Source organism: Stenotrophomonas sp. KH_036_B (assembly GCF_057839485.1).
Genome location: NZ_CM174491.1, coordinates 4,114,214 through 4,127,496 on the forward strand (window position 1 = coordinate 4,114,214; position 13,283 = coordinate 4,127,496).

5 protein-coding genes are annotated in these 13,283 nt (G+C 68.3%); 3 read left to right on the plus strand and 2 right to left on the minus strand.

Annotation, left to right across the window (positions count from 1 at the left end; genetic code table 11):
- Nucleotides 1-87 precede the first annotated feature (87 nt).
- From AC3ITN_RS18235 to AC3ITN_RS18245, 3 genes are all read left to right on the plus strand, one after another.
- On the plus strand, nucleotides 88-1,728 hold the full coding sequence (locus tag AC3ITN_RS18235; protein ID WP_489392969.1) for an ABC1 kinase family protein: 1,641 nt from the start codon (nucleotides 88-90) through the stop codon (nucleotides 1,726-1,728).
- Nucleotides 1,729-1,955: 227 nt separating this feature from the next.
- Entirely contained in the window at nucleotides 1,956-4,058 is a 2,103-nt protein-coding gene (locus tag AC3ITN_RS18240; protein WP_489391425.1) for a phosphoglycerol transferase I, read from the plus strand.
- A 232-nt stretch (nucleotides 4,059-4,290) separates the two neighbouring features.
- Nucleotides 4,291-10,446, plus strand: coding sequence for a hypothetical protein (locus AC3ITN_RS18245; protein ID WP_489391426.1), 6,156 nt, complete (start codon nucleotides 4,291-4,293; stop codon nucleotides 10,444-10,446).
- A 15-nt stretch (nucleotides 10,447-10,461) separates the two neighbouring features.
- Here AC3ITN_RS18245 and AC3ITN_RS18250 read toward each other — a convergent pair whose 3' ends face one another.
- Together AC3ITN_RS18250 and AC3ITN_RS18255 are read right to left on the minus strand one after the other, a co-directional pair.
- Entirely contained in the window at nucleotides 10,462-12,852 is a 2,391-nt protein-coding gene (locus AC3ITN_RS18250) for a DUF3772 domain-containing protein (RefSeq protein WP_489391427.1), read from the minus strand.
- 130 nt (nucleotides 12,853-12,982) lie between these two features.
- Entirely contained in the window at nucleotides 12,983-13,231 is a 249-nt protein-coding gene (locus AC3ITN_RS18255) for a hypothetical protein (protein ID WP_489391428.1), read from the minus strand.
- Between the last annotated feature and the right edge of the window lie 52 nt (nucleotides 13,232-13,283).

Sequence of the window (13,283 nt, forward strand, 5' to 3'; positions counted from 1 at the left end):
GCGGCGACACTGCGGATGAGTCCCGCCCCGGAGCCCTGCTTGAATACCACGCCTGTCGTCCCTGGTTCGCCGTCGCTGGTCAAGGGCATGAACCGCCGCAGCCAGATCCTGCGCCTGCTGCTGCGCTACCGCCATTCCGGGGTGTTCTCGGGCATGAACCTGGACGCCCGCGCGATCCACGACCTGCCGCCGGAAGGCAACCCGGAGCAGTTCGTCACCGACCTGGAGTCGCTGGGGCCCACCTTCGTCAAGCTCGGGCAGATGCTCTCCACGCGCCCGGACATGGTGCCGGTGGAATTCGCCACCGCGCTGGAGCGCATGCAGGAGAAGGTGGCACCGATCCCGGTGGAGCGCATCTGCGCCATCATCGAACAGGAGCTCGGTGCGCCGGTGTCCAAGCTGTTCTCCAGCTTCGATCCGGTGCCACTGGGCTGTGCGTCCATCGCCCAGGTGCACCGCGCGCAGCTGCACGACGGCCGCGACGTGGCGGTCAAGGTGCAGAAGCCGGAAGTCGCGGCGCAGCTGCGCTCGGACCTGGACGTACTGCGCAGCTTCGCCCTGGCCGCCGACCACCTGACCCAGGTGGGTCGTCGCGTACGCCTGCGCGACTGGCTCAACGAATTCGCCAAGACCTTGATGCAGGAGCTGGACTACCAGGCCGAGGCCGAGAACCTGCAGCGCTTCGGCCAGCACCTCAAGCCGTTCAAGCCGCTGTGGGTGCCGCAGCCGATCTGGGACTACTGCAGCCACCGCGTGCTGACCATGGAACTCGCACAGGGCGTGCGCGTGGACATGATTCCCGACGTGCGCCGCACCGAGGAACCGATGGCGCCGCTGGCCGCCGCGCTGATCCGCGGCTACATCGACCAGATCTTCGTGCATGGCGAAATCCACGCCGACCCCCATCCCGGCAACCTGCGTGTCACCCCTGAGGGCCGCCTGGCGATCTTCGACCTGGGAATGGTCGCGCACATGCCGCCGCGCCTGCGCGAGCGCCTCTTGAAGCTGTTGTTCGCCGCGGTGGATGGGCGCGGGGAGGAAGTGGCCGACGAGATCATCGGCATCAGCACGCGGCTGGAATCGTTCGACGAGGAACGCTACCTGCGCGAGACCGGCCAGGTCATCGCGCGCTACGCCGCCAGCGGCACCTTCTCCGAGGGCCGCGTAGTGCTGGACCTGGTCCGCATCGCCACCGCCAGCGGCCTGCGTACACCGCCCGAGCTCAGCCTGCTCGGCAAGGCGCTGCTCAATCTGGAAACCGTGTGCCGGCTGCTCTCGCCGGATCTCGACACCCGGCGCATCGTCGAGAAACAGCTCCAGCACGTGATGCGTGCGCGCCTGAAGAAGTCGCTGTCGGCCGCCAACCTGGCGAGCGAGGCGATGGAGGTGCAGCAGCTGCTGCGCGAGGGCCCGCGCAAGATGTCCGACATCCTTGCGCTGCTGGCAGAGAACCGCCTGCAGATGAAAGTGACCGGGCTGGAGGAATCGCGGTTGATGGAAAACCTGCAGAAGATTGCCAACCGCGTGTCGGCCGGCATCGTCACCGCCGCGTTGATATTGGCGGCGGCGATGATGATGAAGGTCGATACCGGCTGGCATCTGTTCGGTTATCCGGCGATTGCGTTCACGTTGATGTTGATCGGCGTGGTGCTGGGACTGGGCATCATCCTCAGTGCGTTGATTTTCGATCGGCGGGCAGGTTCGAAGGAAGAGCGCGGGCACAGGTAACGACGCAACGCCGACGGTGTCGGCGTTGCGTCTTCACGCATGATTTACACCTTGAGGCGCGATGCGTTGTAGCGCACCACGTGTGTCGCGCAACAAACATTTCAGTCAGGTTCGTGCAGGCATGATCCAGTCATCGGTCTGTCATGCAGGTGTGGTTGGGCAGCCGGTCGGATGGGAATACGCATTCATGCGTCCATCACCACCTGTCTCCGCTGCCGATACCGCCTATGCTCTGGATCCTGCTGCTGTCGCTGTTGCTGCTCACCTGCCTGTTGCTCGCATCCGGTCGTTGGGTGTGGTGGAAGGCCAGCCTGATGTCGCTGCTGCTGTTGACGCTCAGTGCGTGGTGGTTGATCAACAAACTCTCCGGCGATGGCCTGAATGCGGCCACGCTGTATCACATGGGCGCCGACATGGAAGGCGCCGGTGTCGCAGACTTCAAGGGCTATATCGCCGGCTTCATCGGGCTGGCGCTGCTGTCGCTGCTGCCGCTGCTGGCCCCCCGCATCAAACGCTGGCATCGCACGGCGCATGGCCGTGGTGTATTCGCCGGGTTCATGGCCATCTGGGTGCTCGCCATCGGCGCCAGCCCGCTCTACCGCGATGGCCACCGCCTGTACCAGCAGATGCGGCCGGTCGACTACAGCATGGTCGCACCGGAATACCGCGTGCCGCAGCAGCCGCTGCGCAAGCCACGCAACATCGTGTGGATCTACGGCGAAAGCCTGGAGCGCACCTACCTGGATGAGACCGCCTTCCCGGGGCTGATGCCCAACCTCAACCGCTTGGCCGCGCAGTCGCTGGATGTGCGCGGGCTGGTCTCGGCCGAGGGCGGTGGCTGGACCATCGCGGGGCTGGTGTCGTCGATGTGCGGCGTTCCGCTGACCACCGCCCAGGGCGACGAGAACAGCATGGACCGCATGGGCAGCTTCCTGCCTGAAGCGGTGTGCCTGGGCGACTATCTCAAGCAGCAGGGCTATACCAACCACTACATGGGCGGTGCCAACGGGTTGTTTGCCGGCAAGGGGCAGTTCCTGGCCACGCACGGCTTCGACGCGGTCGATGACCTGGCTTGGTTCAAGCAGCAGAAGATCGGACGCTCGCATTTCTCCACCTGGGGCGTGCACGACGACGTGCTGCTGGACAAGGCCTACGGTCGATTCGTGCAGCTCTCCAAGGCGGGCCAGCCGTTCATGCTGACCACGCTGACGATGGACACCCACCATCCCGCCGGTCATCTGCCGGTGGCGTGCAAGCGCACCCGCTACACGAGCGAGTACGGCAACATCGGCCTGCTCAACGCGCTCAAGTGCACCGACGGGCTGATCTCCAAGCTGGTCGATCGCATCCAGGCCAGCCCGTATGGCGAAGACACGCTGATCGTGATCGCCTCCGATCACCTGGCCATGCCCAACGACCTGAGCCAGGTGCTGGCCAAGCAGACGCGCGAGAACCTGCTGCTCTTCCTTGGCAAGGACATCGCCCCGCGCCAGCTGACAGCCACCACCGGGTCCACCCTCGATTCCGGCGCAACGCTGCTGAGCCTGATCGAGCCGGGCATCGACGCCATCGGTTTCGGTCGCTCGCTGCTGCATCCGGAGCGTTCGGACAGCGCCAGTGCCGCCGCGTTCCGCGACGATGGCAAGGACTTCCCGCGCTACCTCGCCTTCTCGCGCTCGCTGTGGCTGGGCGACAAGACCCGGCAGCTGCGCATCGACGACGACAACCAGGTGGTGATCGGGCTGCAGCACGTGCAGCCGCCGGTGCTGCTGGAGTACGACAAGCAGTGGGAGCTGAAATCGGTCTACCTGGAGAACACCTCCAAGCAGTTCGACCAGGCCGACCCGACCAATACCCTGGCCTATGTGGATCGCTGCACGGCGTTCGAGGATGGCTCGGCCGATGGCGACTGGTGCGCCATGCTGGTCAACCGCGACAAGGGCATCAAGCTCTACCGCGACGATCAGCTGCGCCAGGGCTTCGCGGTGGATGCCCCGCTGGATCCGTTCAACGGCCCGCGCCCGAGCATCCGCCAGGCGCACATGATCACCGAGAAGGGCCGCCGCACCCGTGCCGGTCAGTACATGCTGCAGCTGGTGGCCAAGCAGTCGCCTGAGCGGGGGTTCTGGATCGAAGCGGTGTCGTCCAAGCGCAAGGTGGTCGTGGCGCAGCAGTGGGTGCAGCCCGACGCCGAAGGCCGCATCAATGTGCCGTTCGACCTGGACCACGAGGTGGATGATCTTGAGATCCGCGCGTGGTTGAACCATGCCGAGAAACTGGCGGTGGACAACGTCGCACTGGTGCCATCGCGGCGCGGCAACAGAGGCTGATCACGACGCGGCCGGCATTGGCGTAGACAGATCTGGGAGTGCGTGCAAAGCCTGACGCAGCAGCGGTCGGCACAATCGTGCGACCGTCGACGCCGATCAGGGAGCGCCCATCGTTCTCATCCCACCGCGAGCTGCGAACCCGACCGCGGCCGTCGTACCCGCGGCCACACCTGCCACAACTCCAGCACGGCAGATCACCCTCGAGGGGTTGCGCAATGCGCCTCCTGCGCGCGTGGCGGCGTCGACGGCGTGCCAGCAGGCACCGCTGTCGACCGGCATGGTCACGCTGCTGCGACGCTGCCCGCTGCTGCCCTCGGAGCTGACCGGGTTGGAGGGCCGGCTGCTTGAGCTGCTGATGCATGCGCCGGCCGACGACCTCGGCATCCATCTGTCCCACGTACTACGCGACCTTCCCGTGGGTGCCCGCGCCGAGGCGCTGCGGCATGCACTGACCGACCGGGCGGTGGCTCCCCTCACTGTCTCGACGGCGTGGCGCGACGAGTGCGGGCGTGTCGTCAGCGCCGTCGTCAACAGCCTGGGACGGCTGCACGGACGACGTGCCACTGCGCTGGCCTTGTACGCCGTCTTCAATCTGGCTGCGGGGGAAGTGGGCACCCAGGTGCTGTTCTGGGCACAGCAGATCCTGGCGCTGCCTGGAATGCTGCGGGATGCGCGCGTGCTGCCGTGGCTGAGCTGGTTGTGCCAGCTTCCGCTGCCGACGCTTCGCGAGCACGTCTGGGGAGAAGCGCTGGCGGTCGGCGTGTCCGGCTGGCTGGAGCCACTGCTGGAACAGGCCGACGTTGCGCAGGACGCGCTGCACCGAAGTCTGCAGCTGCCCGCATCGCCACTGCGCCTGATGCTGCTCGGGAGCGTCTGGGCCCTGTGGTTCCGCCAGCAGCGGCACGCCCCCGCCGCAGAGCCGGTGACGACCGCGGGACGACACCTCGCGCGGATTCCGGGCGGGCTTGAGGCGCTGGACCACGCCGGCACTGCAGCGCGCCGTCTGTTCGCGGCGCCCCCCCGGGCCATGGCCCTTCCCGTCCCCCTCCTTGCCCCGCCGGACCCGGGCGGCGCGACGTCGGCGGCGGAAACGGCGCGCCTGCTCGCACCGGCGCTACCGGTCGTCCTGGCGGCGGCGACGGCGTTGCCCGCACTGCCATCCGGCGCTGCGCAGCGGCGCGCGGTCTACCTCGGCGCAGGACTGGCCGCCGCGACCGCGGGGGCAGGGTTCATCCGCTGGCAGCTGCACATCGCCTACACCGCCGCCGTTCAACACCTCGGCGAACAGATCGACGCGTCGCTGTACCGCGCGCCCGCGACACACGAGGCCTGGGCGTTGGGAGAGGCGCTGTGGCAGCGCATGGCGGTGCTGGCCGGCCCGGCCGGGTCCGACGCACCCACCGACCCCGCCGCGGTCGCAGCGCGTGTCCAGGTCGTCCTCGACCTCCCGGACGAGCAGCACGCGGGCAGCTACCGCCAGGCACTGCGCGCGGTGTGCGGCCTGGAAGAAGCAGTCAACGATGCAGTGCTCGATGCGGCGGCGGGGTGGGCGCTGCGGCGTTCGCCACGCGCGTTGTCGCCGCCCGTCTCCGTGCCCGTATTCCTGCTGCCGCGCGATGCGGCGCAGCACGAAGCCGCCTCGCGCGACCGCGCAGGTCTGATCGAGGCGCTGTGGCGACTGCGCGACGCGGCATCGGCCGGCCACCCCTCGTCGCCGGCCCTGCATCGTTTCCAACCAGCCGAGGGCTCCCCGTTCGCACTGGCCGTTCAGGCAGTACGCCAGCGCCTGGTCGGGCTCTACTGCGACGATGACTTCATCAACACCCTGTACGCCGAGCGTACGCCGCCGGATTCGCTTGTGGTCACCCAGGGCGTCCTGACGGGTGCGCGCACCGGGTCCGGGACCGTGGTGGTGCTGCATTCAACGTCAAACCCAACCGACGGCGCTGCATGGGCGCCCTCCACCACCGCACTGCTGACCCGGCTGCAGCGCGCGGTACTCGATGCGGGCACTTGTTTCGACAACACCGTTCCGGCCCGCCTGGACTGCGCACTGGGCTTCTACCTCGACCGCCCCGCACCGACCGCCGCGTTGACGGCGGGGGCACTGGACGTCCTCATCCACCGCCTTGAACAGGCGTTGCAGCAGCCCGTGCAGGGCCACATCACCCCGGCCAACGAGACGGCGTCGCTGGTGCGGCTGCACCAGCAGGTGCAGTACCTGAAATCCGTGCCCATCCGCGGGCTGGAACCCCCATGGGGCAGCTGGCCGCCAGACCCACGGTCGCACCTGGGCCACAACGTGGCACTGGCGCGTGGCCTGTTGCTGCAGCTCTCGCAGCATGCCGCGATGATCACCTTGTGCTGGCAACGGAATGCGGATCCATCGCAGCTGGTCTACCCGGCATCCGGTCAGGTGGTTGCCCGCGCGGTGGAGGGCACGCACACCGTGTCGTTGTTCGATGCCAGCGCCCCGCCGGCCGCACTGGACGCGCTCGGCACCCTCCTGCGCGGTCTTGCCACGCTGCTGCAGGCACCGGTGCGCTCGAACGGCCAGCTGCGCGTACCCGAGATGCTGGCCTACTACGGCGTCCCGCTGCCTGCGGTTCCCCTCGAGGATGCACAGTTCGATGCGTGCCTGGCGGGGCTGGAACGGCAGATCGCACGGCCGCAGGAACCCGTCGAAGCGCCCGCCCGCCTGAGGGTGGAGTGGAACGAACAGCAGGGGCCAGCGGAACGCCAGGACCATCAACAGGTTCTGGACCTGCTGTGGCGCCGCATTGAAGCGCAGCCGGCCGTGCTGGACAGTGCCCTGGCCGACCAGCATGTGGTGCCCGGTGAGAGCAGCCCACTGCACGCGGCTTGGCAGTCGGCGCAGCAGGCGTTGCGGGAGGTGTTCGAACAACCCGAATTATGGCGGCACATGCGCCGCGTCAACGCTTCCTTCCATTCCCTCCGGGTCGGTGCCGACGGCGTGACCGCGCGGACGCGCCCGACCGGCCGGACGGTGCTGCTGGTCGAGCCGGCCACCTCCCTGCACCCGCGGCTGTCCGGGTTGCTCGACGTCCTGTACCGCACGACCGACCGACTGGGCCGGTTTTCCCCGGGCGACGCAGTGCCGCTCGCCAACGCACTGCAGTTCCACGGTGCGCTGCCAAGGCCCGGCGCGGCGCCCTGCACCGTCCCGCAGGTGTGCACGCAGGCCGTGCTGCTCGACGCCATCGCGCGGATCCACGAACGCTGGCAGCGCCATGCCCCGGCCCTGTCGGACTGGCACCAGGCAGGAAATGAGCTGCAGGAGGTGCGCCGGTTGCTCACCCACCGTCCTGGCTCTGCCGTGGCGCTGCATCGCCCTGGGCTGGGCACCACGACCATGACGGTCCTGCAGCCGGCCTGGCCAGCCTTTGCCAGGCTGTTCATCGACGCGGACGTGCAGGCATTGCTTGCCGCGGGAGGCGCGGGGCCAACGTGCGTCGTGGTGGAGGCGAACGGCAGCGTCCACCTGCACGGGCCGGATGGCACGCGCAGCCTGCTTGACCTCGGCCAGGCGGCGCTGGAACGCAGGGAGCTGGATGACGCCCTGCACCGGCTGCGTGATGTGGCGGGCCGGCTCGGCGGTCAGGTCCGCTCGGATGGACGGGTCAACGTGTCGGAGCTGCTGGCTGTCCATGGCGGCTGTGGCCCTCAGGAGCTGGACGCTGCGGATGGAGCGGCACAGTGCACCGAACGCCTGCTTGGCGAACTGCGCCTGGGAATGCGCGCGGACCTGGTCCACGCCGGCGATGTGCTTGACCCGACTGGACATGAGCAGGTGCGCCAGGCCACGGCCGCGTTCATGGCGCAGCACGCCCCGGCTGGACAGATCCTGCTGGAGTACCTCGGCGCGCCGCTGGTGGAGCGCGGCGAGCTGCGTTGGGACGAGCCGCAACGCAGCAGCCACGCGGTGGCGTGCATGGCGCGCAGCCCGCGTGCCCTGGCGTTGCAGACCGCGCTGCTGCAGTCGCTGGGCTGGTACCTGGGCAGCGACGCCGCGCCGGTCTCGCCCACGCTGCTGGCCAGCCTGACACGGGTGGCGATCGTGCTGGACCTGGGACCGCCCACTGACCGCGACGCCCGTATCCTGCTCGGCTATCGCCTGCACAAACCCTCCAACTGGGGCCGGACCTTCGCCGGGATCCGCCAGGATTTCCACGACTATCTGCGCAGCATGGGACGCATCCCGGCTTCACTGCTTGACCTGGCCGGCACGCTTGCCCTGCAGGACCTCGCCCCGGAGCTGCTCGGCGTCGACGTGCCGGACAACCTGGTGTATGCCAACACCATTGCGTCGATCAACGTCGTCAGTGGCGTGCATCTTGCCGAACGCATCCGCCGCGGACTCTCGCAACAGATGCGCTTCAGCGAACTGGTCACGTTGTCGGCGGACCTGAGCGGTGACAGCGAGGCGCCCGGCCTGGTCAAGCAGCTGGCGCTGCAGGCACGACGGCTGCCGACCCTGGACTGGTATGTGTTCCGACAGCTGGAGCTTCAGTCCGGCCAGCCGCCGGGGCTGCCGATCAATCGACGCATCGAGGCCGCATTGAAGGCGTTCGATGAGCGCGTGGCCGACATCGAACGCGCCATCGATGATGTGCTGGCGCCGTTGCCCTATCGCATGCAGCTGGTGCAGGCCGCGATCCACCGCGTGTTTCCGCGGTTTCCCGGCGTATTGGCGCGGCACGCGTGGAATTCAAGCACGTTCCTGCTGTGCAACGACGACGAGCCGTTCGGACGCCGCTTTCCCTTCCACGAGCTGGTCGCGGCCGGTGCGCTCCGCGATCCGCAGGCGCATTGGCGGCCGTGCCGCACCTTCGTGCTCAGTTCGCCGATCTACCAGGCCCAGGGCGACCCGCAGTACGACGCAGCCGTGCAGGACGCCTACCGGCAGATGCGGCCGGGCCTTGCCGCGCTGGACGACATCAATCACGTCTACCAGGCACGTTTCGACACCTACTTCCAGCGTGCGCAGCGGGGCTATGGCCTGCTCATCGAAGAAGCGCTGTACCAGCGCCCCGAGGCAGAGCGTGCGGCCCTGCTGCGTGGCGACGTGACGGTATACACGCTGCGCACGCACGTGCCCGACCTGGAGGCGCAGCAGGAAACCCGCGACGACACCGACCCCTATCGCGGCCGCTTTGGCGTGGTCTACACCCTGATGCTGTCCGGGAAGCCGCATCACTTCCAGCTGTTCCCGCTGCGCAGCCGGATCATTCCCCTGGCCGTGGAGGGCCCGCTGCCACTGGGCGGTGCATTGCACAGCCGCAAGGTGCGGTTGCGCAGTGGCAACGTCGCCACGGTGCGCGTTCGCCGTGGCACGTCATTGCCGGTGGACTGGCATGCGTACGCCACGGACAAGGCACCGGCCAACGGAACGTGGTCGGAGGTGATCGTCGATCCCCTGCCTTGGCCAGGCGCGGCGGCCGAGGGGGGCGTGGAGGGGCGCTCGCCCTTCCACCGGCTGGTGGACCCGGTCCAGCACACGTTCTTCTGGCTGGACCAGGCGGCGTTCCGCCGCGAAGGATGGGCGCCGACCAGCTTCGAGGCACACCTGGAGGACAAACCCCTCTGGCTGAAGACCGTCGATTTCTTCGTACCGTTCGTGGAGAACCTGCGCAGCATCACCTCCCGGAACCGCAACGAGTTCGCGATGGCGGCCTTCGGGCTGTATCTGGAATCGATCATCGTGGTGGGGCCGGTGATCGGGGGCGTCGTGAAGGTATTGGCCCGGCCGGGGATGCGGATGACCATGCCGCGGGTTGCCGAGCTGTCCCGCGTGCTGGCACGCGGCACCCTGGATGCGCTCAACCCGGCGGCGGGCAGCCTGGCGATGCTGCGCCTGGGGGTGGCCGTGGTTCAACGCACCGCGCGCGGCAACCTGCGTTTCCTGTGGCCCCTGATGGATCCGGGTCATCCGGCAGCGCGCGGCATCGGTATGCGCTGGGTCATGAGCGAGGGCATGGCCATCGCCAAGGACGGCAACACACTGGCCGCGTCGCTCTATTCAACCCGGATGCGCACGGTCGATGGCATTCCCAATGTCCTGGTCGGCCCGGTGCCTGTCGTCGTGGGGGGCCGCCCGTTGTACCTCACGGATCCGGCAACGCTCTCGCTCTACGGGCCACCGCTTGAGGAGCGGCTCGGCAGTGGCGGCGGTGCGGCGGGCGTGCTGTTCAAGGCAGGCAGCAGCGCGCACGCGCCACATGTCTCACCGGGGAAGGCACTCAAGCCGATCAAGCAGGGGCCCAAGGCATCGGAGGAGGAACCCGACGACAACCCGGCGCCGCTGCAGCCGCCGGGCGTGTTCCTGCCCGGCCTGCAGGGGCGCCGCCCCGCAGGCGAGCCCCCCTGATGGCCCTTGCTGCGGTCAGGAATCGGGCTGCGGCGGCGCCTGCCGCACCAGATGGATGTCGGTTGGCGAGGACAGCGCGATGCCGGCCGCGGCGAACTTCTGCAGCATGGTGAAGTACAGGTCGCTGCGCACCCCGTACACCGCGCGCGGGCCGGAGGTGTAAGCGAAGCTGTTGATCGCGATCTGTCCGTTGGCGATCGAGTCGATGAACACCGACGGCGCCGGATCGGCCAGTACGCCCACATGCTCGGCGTATGCATCGAGCAGGATCTGCCGCACCGCCGCCACGTCGGTGCTGAGCGGCACGGTGAACTGGATCTGGATCCGGCCCTGTGCATTGCCCATCGTCATGTTGCGGATGGTCTTGGTGATCAGCTCGGAGTTGGGCACGATCAGCGTGGATTTGTCGCCGACCTGGATCTCGGTGGAGCGCACGCTGATGCGTTTGATGTCGCCTTCCTGGTCGCCCAGCTTCACCCAGTCACCAATCTTGACCGGCCGCTCGGCGAGCAGGATCAGGCCGGACACGAAGTTCTGGGTGATCGCCTGCAGGCCGAAGCCGATGCCCACCGACAGCGCGCTCACCACCAGCGCCAGTTTCTCCAGGCCGATGCCCAGCGCGGTCAGGCTCCACAGCACCGCCGCGATGATGCCCAGGTAGCGGGTGACCGTGCTGATGGAGTTGCGGGCGCCGGCATCGAGCTCGGTATTGGGCAGGTAGGTGTCGGTGAGCCAGCGCTGGAAGGTCTGCATCACCGCCCAGACCAGCAGGAACGCCAGCACCGCATACAACACGCTGCTCGGTTTGAGCACCAGGTTGTCGCCGAGGTTGATGCCGTTGGACAGCGTATCCAGGCCGCTGAACAGCGCGCTCATGTTGCCGAACGGTGCGGTCAGTGCCATCACCGCGAACAGGATGACGCAGATCCGCAGCACGGCCGAGAGCAGCACGCCGGCCTGGATCACCCGCGACTCGCTCAACCCGGTGGTCAGCACCACGGTCCTGCCGACGCTGCTGGTGGGGCACAGCACCCACGTGGCCAGGTCGTCGGCGAACTTCATCAGCAGCGACGCGGCCATCAGCACCACCGCGCCCCAGACCAGCTGCTGCGCCACGAACAGGGCCAGGTTGAGGTAGCCCAGCAGGGTGGCGATCACGGCGGCGGCGACCACCACGTGACCCGCCAGCCGTGCGATGACGATCCAGCCACTGCGACGCGGCGGCCCCTTGCCCTTGCCGTCGGACTGCGCCTGCGCCTCCAGCTTCGCCGCCGCTTCATCGGTCTGGCGGCGGTGCAGGCGCGCCAGCGACACCAGGATCGCGATGATCAGCCCCATGTAGGCAATGGCGATCAGCCCATCGACCGCCACCGTGGTGATGGCGCTGGTACGCACGGCACGGTTGATCTCCACCAGCAGGATGCTGATCCAGGTCAGCCCCGCCGCACCCCAGGCGTACTTGCGCAGCCGCCATGCGGCGGTGTCATCCAGATTGAGCAGGCGCCACGACGGGCGCTTGGGCACCAGCAGGCAGGCGCTCAGCGCGGCGATGAAGGACGCGATGAAGGTCGCCACCTGGAAACTGAAGGCCACTTTTTCCAGGCGCGGGGGGATCGCGCCGATGGCATCCAGCGACCCCACCAGCACCACGCCGGCCAGGCCGGGCAGCAGCGTGCCCACCACCAGCAGCCACACCGCCAGGCCGGAGCGGCGAAGGCGCCCATCCGGCGCGCGCTCGGACGCGGCATAGCGGCGCCCGACTGCGCGCAGCCACAGCCGCAACGGGAAGAACATCAGCAGCGCCACCAACAGTCCGGTCAGCGGCGCGGTCCAGCCGTGCTGGGCGATCGCCTTGCCTGCGGTGCTTTCGCCCTGCCGGTACAGCGCCCCCAGGCGCTGCAGGTCGGCCGGGACATCCTTGGCGAACTGCCGCCACAGCGACGGCGACAGCGGCGAGTTGACCTTGCGCGACAGCTCTTCGCTGAGCTGGCTCACGCGCATCTTCTCGATGTCCGCCCCCAGCTGTTTGGCGTCCACCGAGAGCAGCTTTGCGCGGGCGATGGCCGAGGCGATGTCGGCGCGCTGCTGGGTCAGGGTCCTGCGCTGCTGGGCAAGCTCACGCGCCTCCACCGTACCCTCGGCCACGGTGCCCAGCTGGGTCAGGCGGGTGTCCAGCTGGTCCAGCTGCGGCTGCAGGCCGGCCTGCGCGTCGTCGGCGTCGCGCTGTACGCCCATCGCACGCTCGAACAGCGCAGAGAGCGTTTCGCGGGTCTCGGCATCCTGCAGCGAGGCACGGATCGACTTCAGGTCCTTGTCGGCCTGGGCCAGCTGTACCTTCGGGTCGGCAGCGCCGTCGTCAGGGGTCTGCGCAAGCGCCGCGGGGGCCATGCACAGCCAGGCAGACATCAGTACAGCGGCCAACGACCGCAGCAGGGGGAAACGATGACGGAAGGACAAACCAGCACCTACGGTTCACGCGGACCACCGCGCCTGCCCGGACTATAAACCGCCGCCCGTTCACACCGGGTATGCGCCTTCAATACTTCAGCCGAAGTTCCTCGACCTGTGGCTGCAGCGCGGCGTACCAGTCCTGGAACTCCTCTTCGCTGATCTCCTCGGGCGCGTACACCGCGACCTCGTCCCAGGCATGGTCGGTGGGCAGCGGCTGGCGCGGGCCGGCCCGCAGCGAATAGACCACCCCTTCGTGCTCCACGACCTCGTCCGCCGTCTCCCGCTGCTGGCGGGCAAAGCCGCTCGGGCTCGTAAGCAGGATCACCTGGTACATCCGCATCTCCTTCTACTGAATGATGGGGCGCCTCACGCCCGTCACACCAGCA